Source organism: Paraburkholderia hayleyella, assembly GCF_009455685.1.
GTDB classification, from domain to species: Bacteria; Pseudomonadota; Gammaproteobacteria; order Burkholderiales; family Burkholderiaceae; genus Paraburkholderia; species Paraburkholderia hayleyella.
Genome location: NZ_QPES01000001.1, coordinates 678,887 through 699,175 on the forward strand (window position 1 = coordinate 678,887; position 20,289 = coordinate 699,175).

The following is a 20,289-nucleotide window of genomic DNA, read 5'->3' on the forward strand; positions in this document are numbered from 1 at the left end:
GGCCAGATGGTCAGGTTCGCCCACTCCCACTAGCAGGAGGCTGTGGCCTGAAGAGCTTGACGGTGCGAATAGCCTGATCATCACTGCGCATCACTTCCAGCTTGACGCCGCGAATCTCGGCGCAGACATCGCCATCGGGTATGTCTTCGAGGACTTCGAGAATAAGACCATTGAGCGTTTTGGGCCCATCAGTTGGCAGGCTGAGCTGCAACCAGCGGTTCAGCTCACGCAATGGCATGCTGCCCGCGACGATGCATTCGCCACGTTCGTTCCAGCCGCCGCGTGAACTCGCTCCGCGTGGAATCGATGTGGTGAACTCACCGATAAGCTCTTCAATAATGTCTTCTGGCGTGATAAGTCCTTGTAGCTCGCCATACTCGTTTACCACGAGCGCAGTGCGCTGGCGGCTTTCCTGGAAATACTGAAGTTGCTGAAATACTGGCGTGCCGGCAGGGACGAAATAGGGTTCAGCCAGAAGCGCCCGCAAGGTCTCGCGTTCGAGTTCCTGGTTATGCAGTGCAGCCAGGGTTTTACGGACGTGCAATACACCGAGCACCCGGTCGATATCGCCTTGATAGACGATCAGCTTGTTGTGATAGCAGGTTTCAAGCTGATGCAGGATTTGCTCGAACGGTGCATTGAAATCAAGCGCTTCAATCCGGCGGCGCGGAATCATCACGTCCTCAACAGCGATGTTTTCGAGATCAAACAGGTTGAGCAGGATGCTTCGATGTTTGGTGGGCATGAAGTTGCCAGACTCAAGAACAACTGTGCGCAATTCTTCGGGAGAGAGCCGCTGATCGCGGCCGCTCTGGGTGTTGATATGGAGCAGGCGCAAGATGCCATTGGCAAACAGATTGACAAACCAGATGAGTGGCCGGGCAACGCGTATTAACGGTGCGATGACCAGGCTGGCAGGCAGTGCGATTTTTTCCGGAAAGGTGGCGCCGACGATTTTCGGCGTGATTTCTGCAAATACGATGACGAGGAATGCGATGAGCCCGGTTGCTACTGAAAGCACCATGTTGCTATGACCAAAGGTACGTAAAGCGATCGCGGTGGTCAGCACCGGAATGATGGTGTTAAGCAGGTTATTGCCGATCAGGATGACGCTTAATAGCTCGTCGGTGCGCTCCAGCAGTTTTTGCGTGGTTTTTGCACCCAGTGCGCCCTGACTGGCGAGGTGTTTCAGCCGATGGCGGTTGAGCGCCATCATCGCAGTCTCAGAAATAGAAAAAAAGCTGGAGCAGACAAGCAACAGGACAATGGCGCCGATCTGCGCCCATAAGGGGAGTTGTTCCACGCGAGAAAAATAGAAGAGAGCTGGACCGCCAGACTATATCAGAGGGGCTGGGAGCTTCCATCGTCCATGCGGCATATTGTCCTGCCCTCAAAACGCATCACGCTAACCCGTGATGCTGAATCGTCCCGATATCGAGACGAAAAATGACTGTTTTAAGAGAGAAAATGATATGAGCCAAGACGGCTCACGCCCGCTAGCATTGCATCCACAAGGCTTTGGCAGAAAATATCGAAATTTTGCGAATAAAACTTCAGAAAAATAACGGATTAGCGAGATTAATAGGGTGTTGCCAATTTGCTTGGAAAAACAGAGCGGGATTAGGAAATTTCTTATTCTCAATGTCTGGCGATGATGATTCTATCCATGTGTGGCATGTCGTATTCATGCGGCATGACTGAGTGAAGCGAACCGGCTGATTCGCTGCATTTCCGGATAACTGCCGGCATATGCAAATAACATACTAAATAGAGAGAAACTACCGTGAATCTTCGAGTCATTCTCGCAGACGACCATCCGTTCGTCTTGCTAGGGGTACGGGCCAACATTGAACTACAACAGGATGTCAAGGTTGTAGGCGAGGCGACCAACGCAACTTCCCTAATCCATTTGCTGAAATCCACCGAGTGTGACGTTCTTGTCACTGACCTGAGCATGCCCGACACGCAGGGTCAGGTCGAAGACGGGCTTTCACTCGTGAAGAAAATAAAGAGCGAATGGCCATCCATTCATATCGTTGTGCTTACCGGAATAACGAACATCTTTGTCATCCGGTCGTTGCTGGTTGATGGCGTGGCTGGATTGGTTAGCAAAACTGAAACAATGGATTCGATATCGGCGGCGATCAGGTGCGTATCCGAAGGAGGTACCTATGTCAGCCGGTCGACCATCGCTTCGATTCTGATGCCGCTGAAAAGTATGGAGGGCGATTCAGCGTCTTTTAGTTGCTTGTCGGAAATACAGATGAAGATCGTGGGAATGTTCGCGCAAGGACGAACCCTTGACGAAATGGTGACATATTTTGGGCGCGATATTCGCTCAATCCGCCGTTACAAACGGGATGCGATGCTTAAGCTAGGCGTCAAGAGCGATCCAGGATTGTTCGCGTTAATGAGGTCTCGTGGCTTCGCCTAGGAATATATCTGGATAGCTAAGCGATAAATTCATTGATTGTTTGTGTCAATCGACGCATTTCAGATCAATCTTATGTTTGTGACACGGCAAATGTCTGATCCTCGCGGCATAGACCCATTGTCACGTAAGAGGGCAGCAGGGCCCGGGTTATAACGGGGGGGGCAATTAATATGAACGATATTACTGAGATACACGCACCAATACGAACCATCATCGCCGATGATCATCCGCTGGTCCTTTTGGCAATCGAAAATCTGATGTCAGGTTTTCCAAACATGGAAATTGTTGGACGGGCCACTGATTCAACCCAACTATTTGCCGAGGCGGAGCGTGCCGCTTGTGACATTGTCGTGATGGATCTGTATATGCCGGGTGGCATGTATGGCGACGGCCTCGACACCGTCAAGCAGTTTCGGGCACGCTATCCCGGCGTTGCACTCGTTATTTTGACCATGGAAACCAGGGCGGACGCATTGCAGCAAGCCATCGCACTAGGAGTAGGTGCCGTGGTGAGCAAGCGCGACCGGATTGATCTGATTCATGTTGCGATTGTCACTGCGCTGGCGCGCGAATGTTACCTCGGCCCGTCGGTCAGAATGTTGCTGGCGGACGCGTCAATCGCAGAGCGTTTCGAGTACGTTCGTCAAATGCTTTCGCAACGTGAACTCGAAGTTTTTACGCAGTACGCGTCGGGTTTGGGCGTGACTGAAATAGCAACGCGACTGGGCCGAAGTGTCAAGACCATCAGTGCGCAAAAATGCACGGCGATGAGAAAGCTGGCGTTGAACAGTGATGCGGAACTGTTCAGGTTTGCTGTCGATCACGGTGTTGTATCGGCTGATCAGGTACAGCGCCATCATTGATCTTTCTCTGAGGTGCCCCGGAGCTGAAGCGCTTCGGGGCGCGACGGGGAGGGGTGCTAGTTAATTTGAAAATAGAATGCAAAAGATCATCAAAGTCATAGTAGCGGACGATCACGGATGCGTTCGGTTAGGCGTATCCCGTCTTCTGGATGGTGTGCCAAATATGAAAGTGGTTGGCGAGGCATGCGATACGCTGGAACTGGCAGAGCTTCTTGATACGTGTCCATGCGATGTCATTGTGTCCGACATTGGCATGCCGGGTATCGATGGGGAGAGCAATGCCATTTCTTTCCTCAGCAGGATCTTGCGGCGGGAACCTGGTCGCCCCATTGTGATCCTCACCATGATTCATCACACGCAGATGTTGTCCCGGATGCTGCAGCTTGGTGTTTCCGCGATCGTGGACAAGCGTGATGCCGTTGGCTCCCTGCTCGATGCAATCAACGCTTCCATGGCTGGCATGCCTTATTTTTCTCCCCAGGTACAGAGCGTGATTAATTCCCCAGACTTGCCGCTACAGGCTTGTTCCGGGGTGCTAAGCGCACGTGAATGGGAGGTTTTTCAGATGTATGTGCAAGGAATGACAAACGGAGAGATTGCCGGGAGGCTAGGCCGTAGCGGCAAGACAATCAGCACGCAAAAACGCAGCGCGATGCGAAAGATGGGGCTCGATACCGATGCCGAGCTCATCGAATACGCTCGATTAATCGGCCTTGTCTGATCTTTTTGTGGGATTTTTCCGCAGTGAATGTCGGGGGTTTGCTCTCATTTAAGAATCGTCTGATTAGACCAACATTGGGTTCCATTTCATACTTCGTCTCGCTAACGGATTCCGGCTGTTTTGAATTTTTGTAAGACAGGTCCGTTTATCTAACAAATGAAAAAAAAGCAAAAATCGACCGTTCCAGTGCGGTCGGCCTATGCGTAGTATTTCAAGGGAGGACGCTGTGGTGAGCTTGGGTAGGCGGTTATTGATCGAAGGCGTAGGAACCTGCTGGATTGTGTTCATTGGCTGCGGCAGTATCGTTCTGAATGGAGGGGCGATGCAGCAGGGACACAACATACTGGAAGTCTCTCTGGCCTTTGGTCTCGCGTTGACGACAGCCTCCTATGCGTTCGGACGTTATTCCGGGGCTCATTTCAATCCTGCGGTTACGGTTGGTTTTGCCGTTGCGCAGCGGTTTCCGGTGCGTGACCTTGTACCTTATATTGCTGTCCAGATCCTTGGCGCCATTGCGGGTGCGGCGCTGCTTGCTTATGTAGCGAGCGGCCGGCCTGGTTTCGAACTTGCAGCGAGCGAGTTCGGCGCGAACGGCTATGGCGATCATTCGCCATCTGATTACCAGTTTCATTCCGCGCTGGTGATCGAACTTCTCTTGTCTTTTGCTTTCGTGACGATCAGCTTGATGGTGACTCGGCGGAAAGACCTCCGGCCGGTTGCGCCGTTTGTCATGGGCGCGTCGATGATGCTGATCTATTTCGTTGCGATGCCGATAACCAATGCTTCTATTAATCCAGCGCGCTCGACCGGTCCCGCGCTGTTCGTCGGCGATTGGGCGCTCGACCAGCTTTGGCTTTTCTGGATTGCTCCGATGGTCGGCGGCGTATTGGCGGGTGTCTTGTATCAGCGTTTGCTGGGTTCGTACGCCGAACATGCGAACTCATTTTTGTCCGAGCGTCGTGAAGTTGTCTGATTAATCCGCCGCTAGAACCGTCGTATGTCCGCAATGAAACGCTGCTGTAAAACTGCTGAGCTAGCTCTTGACTGGTGTCGCCTGGCTCTGCGGCTGGCGGGACTTGTGCTTCTCATGACGGCTCACGCCGTGCAGGCCGGGCCGGTTTCAGCCAATCCTTCACAGCGAAGTGTGAGTGCTTTTCCGGCGCAACTGTCAGTTGGCGTGCTGACGCAGGGCTGGGCACCGTTTGATGGTGTCAGAAATGGCCGGCTCACGGGCATGAGCGTTGATTATCTGCAGGCGCTCGTCGGCCATGATGTTGCCCTGAATCCCAAGACGTATCCCGACATGACGCGCCTGCTGGCTGCGGTGTGCGCGGGTGAGGTCGATCTCGTGATGAGCGTCGCCCGTACCCCTGAACGGGAACATTGCCTGAGTTTTACCGCGCCGTATTTTCGTGCATCCACCTCCGTGGTGGTGGATGGCAGTCGCAGTGGTGCGCTGCCTGGTCATGCCCAACTGGAAAATGCCCGTTTTGCCATTGAACGGGATTTTGCACTCGAACGATTTTTGCGCGAGCGCTATCCCCGTGCCCGGATTGAGACATACGTCGATACCGAAGCGGCACTGAATGCCGTGATGAGCGGTAAGGCCGATGCTTACATGGGTTTTACGCCGTCGGCACGGTATTACCTTGCCGATCTGCAGTTCTCGAGGTTGCGCGTTGCTTTCGAAGAACGCGGCCGGGTCGACGAACTGCGATTTGCGCTGCCGCGCTCGGGTGCGGCATTGCGCGATCAGCTAGACCGTGCGCTAGCCACCATGCCACCCACCGAAGGGGCCATGATCCGGTCGCGCTGGCTCGGCAGCGACTTCGATACCCGATCGGTTTCCACCGTTAAGCGCTTGGCTCTGAGTCCCGAAGAACAAAGCTGGTTGCGTATGCTGCCGCCCTTGTTAGTGGGGTTTGATGCTGACTGGCCGCCATTTAGCTACCTGGATGAAGCCGGGCATTCCAGTGGCATCGCTGCCGAGTACCTGAATTACCTGGAGCGCACGCTTGGTATCAAATTTCGCCGCGCGCCGATGGCGGACTGGCCCGCAACGCTCACGGCTTTTCGCCGCGGCGATCTTGCATTGCTGGCGACGGCGACCCGTGGTGATCCCCGGCTGGAAAATGCGTACTACACACGGGCGTATGAGAGCTATCCGCTCGTGATCGTTGGCCGCATGGATGAACCTGCTGCGCGTAGTCTTGGAGACTTCGCTGCTCGCCAGATCGTGGTATCGGCGCATGTTGCCGGTTTGATCGGGTCTGCGGCGACAAACATTCCCGCCAGGAATCTTTTGGTGGCACCCAGCCTTGACGCGGCGCTCAAAATGGTTGCGCAAGGGAAGGCGGATGTTTTCGTCGGAAATGTGGCCGCGGTCGATCTGATGCTCGAGCGGCAATACTCGGGAACACTCAAAATTCTTGGCGCGGTGGGCGAATCAGACACGCTTACCTTCGCTGTGCGCTCCGATTTTGCGCCGCTGGCAGCGTTGATTGACCGGGCGTTGTTAGCTATGCCGCCAGCCGAAAAGCAGCTTATCCGGCAGCACTGGGTGACGGGTCACGTTGAGCCGCAGGGTACCTGGAGCGTCACGGCATTGCGGCTATTGCCGCTGCTGATCGGAATTGGTATCGCACTGCTCGTCACATTGCGTGCCTATACGCTGCTGCAGCGTGAAGTGCGGCGGCGCAAACGCACCGAGCGGGCGCTGGCCGTGCAGCTTAATTTCCAGCAAACCTTGATGGAAATGGTGCCGTACCCGCTCATGGCAAAAGATCTGGAAGGCCGGTATATCGCCATCAATCGCGCTTACGAAGAGGCTTCCGGCTTGCAACGCGGAGATTTGCTGGGACGTACCATCGAGGGGAGACAGACTTGGGGAGCGATCAATAGCGAGCATCTCGAGAAAATGACACGCGATACCTTGCTAACGGGGGAGCGCATCCAGCTTGAACTGGAGTTCACCGGACGTATGGGCGATATTCGCCATGGCATTTTCTGGACCGCGCTCTGCAAGGGCATTGATGGCGCGCCCTCCTGCGTGCTGGGTACGATGATCGACATCACGGATATTCGCCGCGCCGAGATGTGCGCCCGTGAGACGGAGCGCCGCCTTTTCGATGTAACGCGTTCGTTGCCCGCTGTGGTTTTCCAGCTGCGCCGCGATTCAGGCGGCAAGTATTCATTTCCTTATATCGGTGGCAACGCCCAGTATTTGCTGGGCGGCGGCACGGGTGTGCTGATGCACGATGACACAATCGACTTGCGTCGTGTCTGTGCTGAAGACCGGCCGCGGGTCATGTCTGCACTGAGGCATTCGGCACGTTCTGAAAAACCCGTGCATCTTGAGTTCCGCTTCGATACGCCAACCGGGCAACGCTGGGGCCGTGCCGAGCTGGTCCCGCGACGTGAGGCAACGGGCGGCATGGTATGGAGCGGCTACTGGGTGGATGCGAGTGTCGAGCATGCCCGTTCGGACGAACTGGAGCGTGCCCGGGATCTTGCCGAAGCAGCTTCACGCGCCAAGGACGACTTCCTGGCGATGATGAGCCACGAAATACGCACGCCCATGAATGGCGTGTTGGGGCTGGTTGAGCTGCTTGAGCGTACGCCACTCAACGCCGACCAGGGCGAGATGCTGGGCATGATTCATGATTCGGCGGGCGCTTTGCTGCAGATTCTCGACGATCTGCTTGATTACTCGAAGATCGAAGCCGGCCGTTTGACGATGAACGCCGAAACCATCGACATGCGTGAACTGGTGGATAACGCCGTTGGTTTGCTAGCTGGGCAGGCGCATGAAAAAGGTCTGAAGGTGCGCGTCGACGTCGAGCCGGAAGTCGCAGCCTCACTGCGTGGCGATAGCGTGCGTCTGAAGCAGGTTTTGTTCAACCTGCTTGGCAATGCGATCAAATTTACGTTGAAGGGTGAAGTCGACGTTTGCGTCTCGGTGGATGGACAAACGGCAGATGAACAAACCGTTGTGATCGTGGTTGAAGACACCGGCATCGGCATTGAACAGGAGGCGCAGGTCCGTCTGTTCGAACCGTTTGTTCAGGCCGAGTCGTCCACTACACGCCGTTTTGGCGGAACCGGCCTGGGGCTCACCATTTGTCGCAAGCTGGTTGATCTGATGGGAGGAACGCTGACGCTGGAGAGTACGCTGGGTGTCGGCACCCGGATGACGCTGCGGCTGGCGATGCCTATTGAAGCGCAGCATTACACCGCAGGCGGATTGCGTGGCAAACGTGGGCTGATTGCCGTGCACGATGCCCGGATTGCCCGCGCGCTCCAGCATTATGGTGACGCGCTGGGCCTTAAGTTGCGCTGTGTGGTGCCTGGCGAGGCGCTGGCACAGATTGATGCGTGTGAGCTTAAGCAACTGGATCTGGTCTTCCTGAGTGAGGGCGTGGATTTCCCCGCGGTGCAGCAGTCTGGCATTCGCCTGATTTACGTTACCGAGAAACCCAAGCCAACGGGTTATCGTATCGTCCAGGATACCGTTCGTCTTAGCATTAACCCGATTTCATGGCGTGGTTTGGGGGCTGCATGCGCGGCGGCATTGACCGGGCTAGCCATCATGCCCACGCGGACCACCGACATCGCTGATATCGGAACACCTCCACCGGATCGCGCCCGCGCGATCGCCAGTAACCGGCTCATTCTGGTGGCGGAAGATCACCCGGTTAATCAGGAGCTCATTCGTCATCAACTGGCGTTGCTAGGTTTTGCCTGTGATGTCGTGAACGACGGACTTGAAGCACTGGCCGCTCTGGAAACCACCCATTACAGCTTTTTGATTACCGATTGCCACATGCCGAATGTTAATGGCTATGAACTGGCCCGAAAGGTAAGAGAACGGGAAGCGGGTAGCGCTTATCATCTGCCGATTCTTGGTATCACAGCGAATACCGCGCCTGAAGATTTACGTTTGTGCCGCAGCGCGGGCATGGACGATTGCCTGATTAAGCCGACGCGGCTTGTCACGCTGCGCGAGTATCTGAACCGCTGGTTTGGCATTGATGGCGTGCGTCAGGTGGGGCCGGTGAACCAGTTTGAGGGCGCGAGCAAAAAACCTGACGGACCGGCAGAACGCGATACGCCGGATGATTCGTTCGTGCCGGTTGATTTGCGGCACATGGCGCAATTATGGGGTAGTGAGTCAACGGTGAAGGCGTTGCTGGATTCGTTTGTTTCAGCGATGCGCGACGATGTCCGGGCGCTGCCGCCGTTACTGGAAGACGCTGAGGTGGATATTAACCGCCTGCGCGAATGGCATCACCGCGTCATAGGTGCTGTCAGCGTGTTGCAGTACCCGCCGTTGCTAGGGGTGCTGGACAAATACCGTTCCGGGATTACATCGAAAGGGCCGGACGAGCTGCGTGCCGAAGGGCTGGCCTTGGTCAGGAAGTGCAATGAGATGCTGGATGGGATCGAGGAGCAGGCTGCATTGCTTGTTTAACGCTTGTTTAACAATAGGGTGGAGCGCCCTGGCTTGCCGCAAAGGATTTTGCCTGCGTGTCTGCGAGCTTGTGGCCCGGCCTAACCTGATTTTTCTCCCTCATATCCGTCAGGATGGCTTAATGCGTGCGCTGGCTGACCAGTTGAGGCCTCGCCACGCAGGGGCAGACTGTTCCGAAAATAATCGACAGTGAAATCGACAAACGACCGGGTTTTTGCCGAGACGTGCCGGCGCCCGGGATAGACCAGGGACAGTTCCTTGTCGGAATCCTTGATTCGATAGTTGGCTAGCACCTCGATCAGCGTACCCGCCGCGAGGTCTTCTGCGACATGGTTTTCCGGCAAGATGGTGACGCCCATATCCGCAAGCGCGGCCTGCCTCAGCATGACTGCGTTGTTGACGGAATACGTGGGCTCGGGACAAACCGTTTCTTCTTGCCCGTCGGGGCCAATAAACCGCCAGATGGCACTATGAATATCGGTGGAGGGCGTCAGGAACGTGTGCGAGGTAAGTTCGGCTGGTGTGAGTGGCGCCCCGCATTTTTCAATGTAAGTGGGCGATGCCACGGCGACAGAGCGAACCTTGAGGAGCAGGCGTTTGATTAACGTACCGCTACTGATTTGCTGTGGCATGACGATGCCAACATCGAAGCCTTCTTCGATCAGGTCGACTGGACGATGCAATAACGTTACCGCCAGTTTGACTTTGGGATGGCTGGCCCGATAACGCTGTATGAGCGATGTCAGGCCAAACAGCGCGAACGAGGCCACGACGACAAGTTTCAGTGTGCCTGTTGGGTCTGTTGCGGTGCGGGTGATGTTTGATTCGATCCCATCGATCTGCTCAAGGACTTGCCTGCAACCTTCAGCGTAGGCTTCGCCCGCTTCGGTCAATGACAAGCTGCGCGTGCTGCGGTTGACCAGCCGTGTATTGAGATGGGTTTCGAGTAGCGCGATGTAACGCGTGACAACGGCGTTGGATAGATCCAGGCTCAATGCGGCACGGCCAAATGAACCATTCTCGGCGACCTTGAGGAAGATCCGCATGGCTTGTAGCTGGTTCATCATAAAAATAGACGTTTAATCAATATAGGAAGGCTACTTAATGAGAGGGAAACAAACTATTTTTTCACGACGTTGTAATTCTGTTCTTATGTTAAAGAAGGAAAAAATGTATTGGAATGAGAATGATCTTAAATAGCCTGATGATGAGTGGCGGTAGTTGTGTGGTTGTGTGGCAACGCTTTAATTGGATAAGGTAATTAGGGATAAAAATGAGATAAAGACTCATCCTTTTATATCAATGGTTAAGCATCGAAATTGCAAAATTTTTCAATAATTTAAAAAGTGTTTTTCTCATGTTGTCATGGCCGTGATGAAAGTGCCCCCCCTAAACTTCGCTTCGTTCCCGCAGACCAAGCAGGTCTCCGGTTTCAAGGATGACGGCGTAGAGAAACATGCGCTTCGGCTTGCAGTCACGCTGTGCAATTAAAATCGAGTCACCCGACTCTCTCAGTAAGATATCGAGGACTAGCATGAAAAAAACTTTGATTCTCGCGGCGATTTCCGCGACCTTCGCGAGTGCGGCACATGCGCAAAGCAGTGTGACGCTATACGGTATTATCGATGCCGGTTTCGCCTACGTGAACAACGAAGTTAAGCGCGGTGTTGTTGCACCAGGGTCTTCCCTGCATGGCCCGGTCTATGGTTTGACGAGTGGTGGCATTCAGGGTAGCCGCTGGGGTTTGCGCGGTGCAGAAGATTTGGGCGGTGGCCTGAAGGCAATCTTCACGTTGGAAAGCGGTTTCAGCATGGGCAACGGCAAGGCCACCCAGAACGGTGGCATGTTCAGCCGCCAGGCGTTCGCCGGTGTGTCGAGCCCCTACGGTACGCTTACGCTGGGTCGCCAGTACGACTCCGTGGTTGATTACCTCGGCCCACTGACAGCAACTGGCAGCTGGGGCGGTACATTCTTCGCACATCCGTTCGATAACGATAATGCGGACAACTCCCTGCGCATGAACAACTCGGTCAAGTTCCAGAGCGTTAACTACGCTGGCTTCTCGTTCAGCGGCCTGTATGGCTTCTCGAACCAGGCCGGTGGCTTTGCTAGCAACCGTGCATACAGCGCGGGTATGGGTTACCAGATCGCTGGCCTGAAGTTGGCTGCTGCATACCTGCAGACACAAGGTGCCGATCGTAATTCGACTGGTGCGACCCAGGATGGCGTGATTAACTTCGGTAATTCCACGACGCCGTTGTTTGCTTCAACGCAACGTACTTGGGGCGTGGGTGGTAACTACGCATTTGGCCCGGCAACGGTTGGCGCAGTGTTTACGCAAAGCCGCTTCCAGTTCGTGCTGGGTGATGCATCGTTCCGCTTCAACAACTTTGAAGTCAACGCTCGTTACAACCTGACGCCTGCATTGGCGCTCGGTGCGGCATACACGTACACGCAAGCCCTGCAAAAGACACCTGCGGTGTCAAACGGCTCAGGTCACTGGAATCAGTTCGGTCTGCAAGCTGACTACGCACTGTCCAAGCGCACGGATATCTACGCTGAAGGCATCGCTCACGTAGGTGCGAAGGGCAACGCGACTAACGGTATTTCGACCCAGGTGTTTGGTACTGATGCACCTTCGTCATCGCGTACCCAGGTGGTGGTCACGACGGGTATCCGTCACCGCTTCTAAGCATTACTGTCTCAGCAAAAAAGCACCGCTTGCGGTGCTTTTTTGTTTGCTGGCGTGGAATTTTGCTGAGGTTTCGGCGCCGCACGATAGGCGTGGATTTGCACTAGTATGACGAGATTTCGCGCGAACCATGTCCATGGGTTTGCTGGCGGAAAAACAGAGGGAAATATGAAGGTAATCCGAAAACTGAATCTTGCCGTTGCAGTCTGGGCGCTGGCATCGGGCATGGCGCTTGCCGATACGGTCTCGCTAAAGGCTCAACTTGAGCCATCCAGTGAAGTACCGCCGCGTGTCAGTCATGGACACGGCGTGCTGAATGCGACATTCGACACCTCGAGCCGGGCGCTCAAGTGGACAGCGACTTATGCAGGCTTATCCGGAGCTGTCACGGGGGCTCATTTTCATGGCCCTGCGCCGGTAGGTCAAAATGCGAAAATTCAGGTGTCTGTCGAGAAATCCGCGCTGGCTAGTCCGATCAACGGTTCGGCAATCCTGACCGAGCAGCAGTCAACCGATCTGATGGCGGGCCAGTGGTACTTCAATATTCATACCGCAACCAATCCGGGCGGCGAGATTCGCGGTCAGGTATTGCCCGCTAATTAAATAGCATCCAGTCTTGATGTGCCGTGCGGCTTGCATTATCTGCATCCTCACGTAGCGTGCACGACTACTTGGTGGGCGGGGCAGGGGAGGCAATCATGAGTTGGCAAAGTGGGCTTGCCTGCTGGATTTTACGCAAGTGGTTTTATCCCCGAACACGTGCGCCGCATTTCGATGTGGAGCACATACGCGCCTTGGCATCCCGGCGCCTATGGTTGCCGCGCGTGCCATCTGGCTGGCGTCTTGCAGAGCACTATGCGGCCGATGGCGGGCTTTTACGCGGTGAATGGCTTGAGCCCGCTACCGATGCAGCAGGTTCTCCTGCCGGCGGCACAATCCTTTATCTGCATGGCGGCGGCTATTTCTTTTGCTCGCCACGCACTCACCGCGCCTTGGTTTTTGGTTTGGCCAAACGCACTCGTGCTCGTACCTTCTCGCTCGATTACCGGCTTGCGCCAGAACATCGTTTTCCGGCAGCGCTCGATGATGCGCTTGCCGCCTATCGACAACTGCTGAGCGAGGGCACGGCGCCTGAGTCAATTGTTGTCGCGGGCGATTCAGCCGGGGGGGCCTCGCGCTGGCGCTACTCGTGGCGTTGCGTGACGCAGGCGAGCGTTTGCCCGCGGGCGGGCTGCTGTTTTCGCCATGGACCGATCTGGCGGCCACCGGCGAATCAATCCGCGCTAATGACGGGGTCGATCCGATGATGAGTGGCCCAGCCATAGGCCGTGCAGCAGGGTTTTATCTTGGCGACACGCCTGCGACCCATCCTTATGCCTCGCCTCTTTATGCATCCTTGCAGGGTTTGCCGCCGCTTTTTCTGCTGGTGGGCAGCACGGAAGTCCTGCTCGACGATTCCCGGCGTGTAGCCGATAAGGCTCGTGCTGCGGGCGTTTCCGCCGAGCTGAAGATCTGGCCGAACATGCCGGATGTCTGGCCGATTCTCGAGCCCTTTCTGCCAGAAAGCAGCCAGGCGCTCGATCAGGCTGCCGCGTTCGTACTCAAGGTCACAAGCGGCAAGCGCGCTTAGTGCCCGGGTGAAACGCCCAACGCCTGGTAAGCGGCTTCGACGGTTGCGCTACCGTATTGGCGCTCCAGCCGCCGCACGGTGAAGTGGCCATGCGCGACCTGTTGAAAGTGATCGATAAAAACCGTATTGACCATCGCACCTAGCACGGCACCCAGTGCGGGAATGGATTTGGCCGCGACCTGCTCGCTGACTTGCGTGGAAAAACGTGCGGCGATGGTTTGCAGCAATCGCAAAAGCGCTGCAGAACCGTGCGTGGTGAACCCTTTGGCGGCGACTTCGGTGGAGGCTTTCGATACGGCTTGGGCCAATGCGCCGCGCATGATGAAGTAGCCGAAGTCGGCATCGTCGTCGGCTTTCGAGGTGCCACCCATGCCTAGCACGGCGAGACATTGCAACTGGGTGTCGATGTCGTTCAGGTTTTCTCCCTCGCTGCGCGCTACATCACAAATCGAACGAAACATCAGCGTAGTGGTGACAGGTAACTCGACAGGCAGGGCGAACAGGCCGAAGGCCCCGCCTGCTGCACCGGTGGTGGCCACGGCAAACTTGTGCAGCAAATTACGCGGCCGTTCGGGCACGTTTTGCGGCATCGCGTCGTTGCCGCGCCCGAGTGTGCGTAACGCGATTTGCAGACATTTGCGCAAGGCGATCTGGGTTGCATCCGTGACTTTTTCATGAGCGATCGTGGGCATCCGGGCAATGAGCTTTTCGAGCGGCGCTCCGACGATGCTCGCCAGCTTCATCGCCAGCGCGGGGCTTTCAAGCTCGTGTCGGGCTTGCCGTAACAGGATCAGATCGTCGTCTGAAAGCGCGGATGCAGCAGGGGGGGAGGACAGCATAAATTTCCTGGTTTCCTTGGACGCTGACGAATACGGATTGGAGGCGAAAAAGTCAGGTGAAACGTATGGCAAGGCGGCCAGTTTAGCGTGTGCCGCCATGATATGATTCACAATCTTTTGACTAATCAACTATTGTTGTATCAATAAATGGCTGTCCATACTGCCGCTCACCACTCGCGTGAGCAAGTCCTGCCTTTCCGCGAGTCGTTGCTCGCCATGCTGGGCATCTCGTTTGTCACCATGCTGGTCGCGCTCGATCAAACGGTTGTAGGCACTGCGCTGCCCACGATTGTCGCGGAACTCAAAGGGTTCGACCTGTATGCATGGGTGGGCACCTTCTATTTGCTGACCTCCGTGATTACCGTGCCGATTTTCGGCCGTTTGGGGGACTACTACGGACGCAAGCCGTTTGTCATTGCGTCGATCATTGTGTTTACCGCCGCGTCGGTGTTGTGCGGCATGGCCGACAATATGCTGTTCCTTGTGTTCGCCCGAGGTTTGCAGGGCATCGGCGGCGGCATGCTGGTGGGGACGGCGTTTGCCTGTATTCCCGATCTTTTTCCTGATTCCGTGGTGCGCTTGCGCTGGCAGGTGATGATGAGTTCGGCGTTCGGTATCGCCAATGCGGTGGGGCCTTCGTTGGGCGGCATTCTCACGCAGTACTACGGCTGGCGTTCGGTGTTTTACGTCAATTTGCCTGTGGGGCTGCTGTCGTTGTTTTTCGTTTGGCGTTATCTGCCGCATTTACGCCAGATTGCTCACACCGAAAAAATGCGCCTGGACTGGCCTGGTGCTTTATTGATTGCCGTCACGCTGGGGTGCCTGCAGCTCTTCGTCGAATGGTTGCCGATGCACGGCTTCACCTTTGGCGTGATGACTCTGCTAGTTGTGGGGGTAGCCGCGGGCTACACGCTTTGGACGTGGGAGAAGCGTTGCCCGCAGGCGATTTTGCCGCTCGACATGCTGCGCAGCGGCAATCTGGCCGGGCTGTTTATGCTGTCGCTTCTCAGCGGCTTCACGCTGTTCTCGCTGCTGTTTTACGCGCCCTTGCTGTTCCAGGGCGGCTTTGGCATGTCGCCGCGCGAAGCGGGGCTGATTATCACGCCGTGCGTGCTGTGCATCACGGTGGGCAGTATCGCCAACGGACAAATCATCTCGCGCATACGCGATCCGAACCGGATGCTCTACATCGGTTTTGTGCTGGTGGCGCTGGCCTGCGCAGGCATGGCCGTGGTGACGCGCGCGATGCCTTCGTGGCTGCTGCTGGCGCTCATGGTGCTTGCCGGTCTCGGCTTGGGCTTCGTGCTGCCCAATCTGACGATCTTCGCGCAGCAAGTGTCGGAGCGTGCGCATCTGGGTATCGCCACCGCGTTGCTGCAATCGTTGCGCATGATCGGCGGGATGATGGGTACGGCGTTGACCGGTACGCTCATCAGTCATATGTACGCAAGCGGTGTGCGAGACGCGCTGGAGCGGGACCAGGCCATGCACTGGTTCGCTAATCTGCGCGATCCGCAGATCCTGATCAACGGTGAAGCGCAAGTGCCGCTGCTCGAGCAACTGGTCCACGCGGGCCACAACGGCAGGCTCTTGCTGGAAAGTGCCCGTGAATCGCTGGTTGCCGCCATTCATCTGGGGTTAGGGCTGGCTGCATTGATCGCCGTCATCTCGATCTGGCAAAGCCGTCGGGTGCCGCGTATTACATTGAAGCGGCAGATCGAGCCGCCCATCGCCGCTGATTAGTTGCGGCTTAATTCACCTTGCATCGCATCATGGGAATTCTATGGAAGAGCAAGATCGTGTCGTTTTCGTACAGCAGTTTGGCCGGACTTATCGGGCGTTTATGTCAGCGTTCGAAGCACGGGTGGGGCATCCGTTGCCACGCTGGAGAATTTTGCGCTCGCTGTATGGGCAGCCGGAGGCGTCGGCATCGCAAAAGCGTTTGATTGAACTGCTGCACGTCGATCCCGGCGCGCTGACGCGGCAACTGAAAGCACTCGAAACGTTGGGCTGGATCGCGCGCAGCATGGATGCGCGCGATAACCGCATCACCAATGTGACGCTTACGGCTGCTGGCCACGAAGCGGTTCAAACCAGCCTGCCGCAACGCAACGCGTTTTTGCATGACACGATGGCCGGCTTGCAGGACGCTGATCTGGCGCGGGTAGCGGACATCATGAAGTGGCTTGAGGTGCGCATGGGCGAAGTCTCAAGCGCCGCCCGGGCGAGTGGGCCCGTTGTGTCCGCCATGCCGGTTGACGCGGCCTCAGGCACCCACGTTTAAAAGAATGTTTCGATGACTTCGGTAACCTGATACGACGCATCGACCAGCAGTAACTGGCGCCATTTATCGAAGGTCAGGCACGGGTGAGAAATGTCGAACGCCAGCATATCGCCGATTTTCAGATCCGCACCCGGCGCGATTTGCAAATAGGCATGCTGGTCCATCATTCCGGTGAGTTTCCAGCCTTCGCTGGCCGCGATCTCGCGGGGGGCGGCGTCTCCTGGACGATAGTGGCGCGCGGGCTGAGGCAAGCCCGCATCAAACGCCGCATCGCGCTTGCCCAGCGCGACGATCGCCCGCCCGGCTTCAGGAATGGATTGCACATACGCCCATAAATGCAGCGCGGGCAGCAGCCCTTCGCCCATTTTCCTGGCTATGGGGTTGCGCGCGAAAATATCGCTTTGCGCCTTGCGATAAATACCCACGTCGTGCGTCAGATAACAGCCAGGCCGTAACACGACTTCGATGTCACCCGTCTGCGAGGCTTGGGCGAACTCCTCGGCGACGATGTCGTACCACGCCGAACCCGCGCCACTGAGCAGTGCCGGGGTCCGGGCGAAACGGCCCGCCGCAGCAAGCTGACGCGTGGTGGCCACGGCGCGGCGCAAGAAGGTCCGGATCTCGCTTTCTTCTTGCAACACACCCTCATACAGTTCGACGCCGGCCAGCCGCAAGGTCTCGGGATAGCGGGCGAGCGCCGCGAGCACCGCATCGCGTTGCACCTCGTCACGCACGCCATTGCGCCCGCCGGGCACGCCCAGTTCGAGCAGCACCTGCAACGGCTTGTGCAGCGCACCGAAAAATTCGCCGAGCTGTACTACGCCGTCCACCGAATCCACCAGACAGAAAAATTCGAAATCGGCGTCACTCAGTAATTCGGCGATGAGCGCCATGTTGCGCCGCCCTACTAGCTGGTTCGCCATCAGCACCCGTGCAACGCCGCCGTGATAGGCCGCGCGCACCTGATGCGCGGTGGCCAGCGTGATGCCCCAGGCGCCACCGTCGATCTGACGTCGAAAAAGCTGTGGCGCCATCGTCGTCTTGCCGTGCGGTGCGAGCTTGACACCGTATTGCGCGACGAAAGCCTGCATCCAGCGCAAGTTGTGTTCGATACGATCCGCGTAGAGCACCGCCGCAGGCAGGCTGACGTCCTCGCGCAGCAGGTTCCAGTCGAGCCGTGCAGCATCCGTCAGCTGAATCCGGTTGCCAGGCACGAGCCCCAGACCCTTGCTGTAAGGATCAATGACCGCGCCCTGATAATTCGTCACTTTCATGTCATGCTCCCTCGTCCGGTTGAGTCGCGTCAGCGTTGACCGGGAGCATGTTACCGAAACGGCCAGGAGACCAGCCATGCATTCACACCCTGAAGCGGCCGATACGTTGATCGTCGGCGCACAGTTGTATGACGGTACGGGTGTCCCCCCGGTAGAACGCGATATCGCCTTGCGCGCGGGCAAGATCGTAGCGATTGGCAACCTGACGAACTGGCTGGCCGAAGAAATCGTCGAGGCCAACGGCCGGGCCTTGGCGCCGGGTTTCATCGACGTGCATACGCATGACGACACGGCGGTGATCCACTCGCCGCAGATGCTGCCCAAGCTGACGCAAGGCGTGACCACGGTGATCGTCGGCAATTGCGGCATTAGCGCGGCACCCGTCACGCTATCCGGCGCGCCACCCGACCCTATGAATTTGCTCGGCTCACGCGAGGCGTTTTGCTATCCGACGTTCGCGGCGTATGTCGCCGCAGTGAATGCCGCGCGACCCGCGGTCAATGTGGCGGCGCTAGTCGGCCATACGGCGTTGCGCAGCAACCAGATGGCGCAGCTGGGGCGTGCGGCGAGTCCAGCCGAACTGGCGCGCATGAGCGCGCAACTTGAAGAAGCGCTGGCACAGGGCGCGCTCGGTTTGAGTTCGGGGTTGGCGTATGGCTCGGCTTGCGCCGCGCCGGTAGCAGAAATCGTTGCGCTGGCGCAGTTGCTGGCGGCGGCGGGTGCGATTTACACCACGCATTTGCGCACGGAGTTCGACGCGATTCTCGAGGCGATGGAAGAGGCGTACCAGGTGGGGCAGCAAGCGCGCGTGCCGGTGGTGATCTCGCATCTGAAATGCGCGGGGCCCGCCAACTGGGGGCGCGGCACGGAGATCCTCGCTTCGCTTGAGCAGGCGCGGCGTTTGCAGCCGGTGGGCTGCGACTGCTATCCCTATAGCCGCAGTTCGTCGACGCTGGATCTGAAGCAGGTCACGGGCGATATCGACATCACGATTACGTGGAGCCAGCCGCATCCCGGGATGGCGGGCAAGCTGCTGGGCGAGATCGCCGCGCACTGGCAGACCTCGCAACTTGAAGCTGCGCAGCGCTTGCAGCCCGCGGGCGCGGTGTATCACAACATGGCGGAAGATGACGTGCGGCGTATTCTGGCGCATCCGGCAACGATGATCGGCTCCGATGGCCTGCCGCACGATCCGCTGCCGCATCCACGTCTGTGGGGGGCGTTTCCCCGGGTGCTGGGCCACTACGCCCGCGACGAAGGTCTGTTGTCGCTCCAGGACGCGGTGCGCAAGATGACGGGTTTGTCCGCGCGGCGCTTTGGCCTGGCGCAGCGCGGCGAGGTGCGGGTGGGCTATCACGCCGATCTGGTGTTGTTCGACCAGGCGCGGGTGCGTGATGTTGCGACATTCGACGCGCCAGAGCAAAGCGCGGCGGGCATTGACGCGGTCTGGGTGAATGGCGTGCTGTCGTATCGTGATGGCCAGCCCGGCAGCGAACGTGCGGGGCATTTCATCGCGCGAGGTGCGCGAGCCGCGAGTGCAGTGGAGGTCTTCTGAAATTCAACGATTGAGTGATTCAGCGATTCAGCAATTCAGCGATTCAGCATTCGCCTGGGCTGCATCGGGTTGCAGCCGGAGCGATGCCTGAGCACAAGGAGAGAGCAGCGATGAAACGTTATGGCGTAGAAGGGGGCAAGGGCACAGGTGGCCAGCATATGCCGTTTGCCCGGGCCGTTGAAGCGGATGGCTGGCTGTTTGTCTCGGGCCAGACGCCGATGGAAAACGGCGAAGTGATTGCCGGCGGTATCGTCGAGCAGTCGCACAAGACGTTGCAAAACGTCTTTACGATTCTGCAAGAGGCGGGTTACGGCCCCGAGCACGTGGTGCGTTGCGGGGTCTGGCTGGATGATCCGCGTGATTTCGCCTCGTTCAACAAGGTCTTCCGTGAATACTTTGGCGAGCATCCGCCCGCGCGCGCGTGCGTCGTGTCCAGTATGGTGATCGACTGCAAGGTTGAAGTGGATTGCGTGGCGTACAAGAAACCTTGAAGCGTGGCGCTGGATTGGGCGCACAACATCCGAGAG

15 protein-coding genes and 1 pseudogene are annotated in these 20,289 nt (G+C 57.2%); 12 read left to right on the forward strand and 4 right to left on the reverse strand.

Translation table 11 applies throughout. From position 1 onward, the window contains the following. Window positions 1-10 precede the first annotated feature (10 nt). On the reverse strand, window positions 11-1,303 hold the full coding sequence (locus tag GH657_RS03170) for an HlyC/CorC family transporter (RefSeq protein ID WP_153099338.1): 1,293 nt from the start codon (window positions 1,301-1,303) through the stop codon (window positions 11-13). A 480-nt stretch (window positions 1,304-1,783) separates the two neighbouring features. On the opposite strand from GH657_RS03170, the gene GH657_RS03175 reads away from it, so the two are divergent. The 5 genes from GH657_RS03175 (at window position 1,784) to GH657_RS03195 (ending at window position 9,488) form a co-directional block, all read left to right on the forward strand. Further along, window positions 1,784-2,434 carry a response regulator gene (locus GH657_RS03175; protein WP_246173982.1) on the forward strand — a complete coding sequence of 217 codons (651 nt, stop codon included), beginning with the start codon at window positions 1,784-1,786 and terminating at the stop codon, window positions 2,432-2,434. Between the two features lie 170 nt (window positions 2,435-2,604). Continuing rightward, complete coding sequence (locus tag GH657_RS03180) at window positions 2,605-3,297, forward strand: response regulator (protein WP_153099339.1); 693 nt, start codon at window positions 2,605-2,607, stop codon at window positions 3,295-3,297. 76 nt (window positions 3,298-3,373) lie between these two features. Then, window positions 3,374-4,018, forward strand: coding sequence for a response regulator (locus tag GH657_RS03185; protein WP_153099340.1), 645 nt, complete (start codon window positions 3,374-3,376; stop codon window positions 4,016-4,018). 226 nt (window positions 4,019-4,244) lie between these two features. Beyond that, complete coding sequence (gene aqpZ, locus GH657_RS03190; protein WP_153099341.1) at window positions 4,245-4,991, forward strand: aquaporin Z; 747 nt, start codon at window positions 4,245-4,247, stop codon at window positions 4,989-4,991. 33 nt (window positions 4,992-5,024) lie between these two features. Beyond that, window positions 5,025-9,488, forward strand: a complete 4,464-nt coding sequence (locus tag GH657_RS03195) for an ATP-binding protein (RefSeq protein ID WP_174769964.1) — start codon at window positions 5,025-5,027, stop codon at window positions 9,486-9,488. Window positions 9,489-9,568: 80 nt separating this feature from the next. On the opposite strand, the gene GH657_RS03200 is transcribed toward GH657_RS03195, so the two are convergent. After that, a complete protein-coding gene (locus GH657_RS03200; RefSeq protein ID WP_246173984.1) occupies window positions 9,569-10,534 on the reverse strand; it encodes a LysR family transcriptional regulator in 966 nt (321 codons plus the stop codon). Between the two features lie 488 nt (window positions 10,535-11,022). Between GH657_RS03200 and GH657_RS03205 the strand changes: the two genes are divergently transcribed. The 3 genes and pseudogenes from GH657_RS03205 (at window position 11,023) to GH657_RS03215 (ending at window position 13,810) form a co-directional block, all read left to right on the forward strand. Then, window positions 11,023-12,180, forward strand: a complete 1,158-nt coding sequence (locus tag GH657_RS03205) for a porin (protein ID WP_153099343.1) — start codon at window positions 11,023-11,025, stop codon at window positions 12,178-12,180. 168 nt (window positions 12,181-12,348) lie between these two features. Then, complete coding sequence (locus GH657_RS03210) at window positions 12,349-12,783, forward strand: CHRD domain-containing protein (RefSeq protein ID WP_153099344.1); 435 nt, start codon at window positions 12,349-12,351, stop codon at window positions 12,781-12,783. A gap of 95 nt (window positions 12,784-12,878) precedes the next feature. Beyond that, a pseudogene (locus GH657_RS03215) lies at window positions 12,879-13,810 on the forward strand (alpha/beta hydrolase). Here the strand turns inward: GH657_RS03215 and GH657_RS03220 are convergent. Further along, a complete protein-coding gene (locus tag GH657_RS03220; protein WP_153099345.1) occupies window positions 13,807-14,649 on the reverse strand; it encodes an EcsC family protein in 843 nt (280 codons plus the stop codon). The pseudogene GH657_RS03215 and the gene GH657_RS03220 overlap by 4 nt on opposite strands. 147 nt (window positions 14,650-14,796) lie before the next feature. Here GH657_RS03220 and GH657_RS03225 point away from each other — a divergent pair, with 147 nt between their 5' ends. Together GH657_RS03225 and GH657_RS03230 are read left to right on the forward strand one after the other, a co-directional pair. After that, complete coding sequence (locus GH657_RS03225; RefSeq protein WP_153099346.1) at window positions 14,797-16,392, forward strand: MDR family MFS transporter; 1,596 nt, start codon at window positions 14,797-14,799, stop codon at window positions 16,390-16,392. A 40-nt stretch (window positions 16,393-16,432) separates the two neighbouring features. Next, entirely contained in the window at window positions 16,433-16,933 is a 501-nt protein-coding gene (locus tag GH657_RS03230; protein ID WP_153099347.1) for a MarR family winged helix-turn-helix transcriptional regulator, read from the forward strand. Here the strand turns inward: GH657_RS03230 and GH657_RS03235 are convergent. Continuing rightward, window positions 16,930-18,207 (reverse strand): amino acid deaminase, encoded by a 1,278-nt coding sequence (locus GH657_RS03235; RefSeq protein ID WP_153099348.1) that lies wholly within the window; start codon window positions 18,205-18,207, stop codon window positions 16,930-16,932. The two genes, GH657_RS03230 and GH657_RS03235, sit on opposite strands and share 4 nt — an antisense overlap. A 76-nt stretch (window positions 18,208-18,283) precedes the next feature. Here GH657_RS03235 and GH657_RS03240 point away from each other — a divergent pair, with 76 nt between their 5' ends. Both GH657_RS03240 and GH657_RS03245 read left to right on the forward strand, forming a co-directional pair. After that, window positions 18,284-19,762: an N-acyl-D-amino-acid deacylase family protein gene (locus tag GH657_RS03240; RefSeq protein ID WP_153099349.1), complete on the forward strand. Its 1,479-nt coding sequence runs from the start codon at window positions 18,284-18,286 to the stop codon at window positions 19,760-19,762. A gap of 110 nt (window positions 19,763-19,872) precedes the next feature. Further along, window positions 19,873-20,253, forward strand: coding sequence for a RidA family protein (locus tag GH657_RS03245; RefSeq protein WP_153099350.1), 381 nt, complete (start codon window positions 19,873-19,875; stop codon window positions 20,251-20,253). Window positions 20,254-20,289: the final 36 nt, after the last annotated feature.

What these genes read in the sequence shown, in the direction of transcription:
- GH657_RS03180 (WP_153099339.1), top strand. Translation starts at nt 2,605, where the DNA reads ATGAACGATATTACTGAGATACACGCACCAATACGAACCATCATCGCC.
- GH657_RS03185 (WP_153099340.1), top strand. Translation starts at nt 3,374, where the DNA reads ATGCAAAAGATCATCAAAGTCATAGTAGCGGACGATCACGGATGCGTT.
- GH657_RS03195 (WP_174769964.1), top strand. Translation starts at nt 5,025, where the DNA reads ATGAAACGCTGCTGTAAAACTGCTGAGCTAGCTCTTGACTGGTGTCGC.
- GH657_RS03200 (WP_246173984.1), bottom strand. Translation starts at nt 10,534, where the DNA reads ATGCGGATCTTCCTCAAGGTCGCCGAGAATGGTTCATTTGGCCGTGCC.
- GH657_RS03205 (WP_153099343.1), top strand. Translation starts at nt 11,023, where the DNA reads ATGAAAAAAACTTTGATTCTCGCGGCGATTTCCGCGACCTTCGCGAGT.
- GH657_RS03210 (WP_153099344.1), top strand. Translation starts at nt 12,349, where the DNA reads ATGAAGGTAATCCGAAAACTGAATCTTGCCGTTGCAGTCTGGGCGCTG.
- GH657_RS03220 (WP_153099345.1), bottom strand. Translation starts at nt 14,649, where the DNA reads ATGCTGTCCTCCCCCCCTGCTGCATCCGCGCTTTCAGACGACGATCTG.
- GH657_RS03225 (WP_153099346.1), top strand. Translation starts at nt 14,797, where the DNA reads ATGGCTGTCCATACTGCCGCTCACCACTCGCGTGAGCAAGTCCTGCCT.
- GH657_RS03230 (WP_153099347.1), top strand. Translation starts at nt 16,433, where the DNA reads ATGGAAGAGCAAGATCGTGTCGTTTTCGTACAGCAGTTTGGCCGGACT.
- GH657_RS03235 (WP_153099348.1), bottom strand. Translation starts at nt 18,207, where the DNA reads ATGAAAGTGACGAATTATCAGGGCGCGGTCATTGATCCTTACAGCAAG.
- GH657_RS03240 (WP_153099349.1), top strand. Translation starts at nt 18,284, where the DNA reads ATGCATTCACACCCTGAAGCGGCCGATACGTTGATCGTCGGCGCACAG.
- GH657_RS03245 (WP_153099350.1), top strand. Translation starts at nt 19,873, where the DNA reads ATGAAACGTTATGGCGTAGAAGGGGGCAAGGGCACAGGTGGCCAGCAT.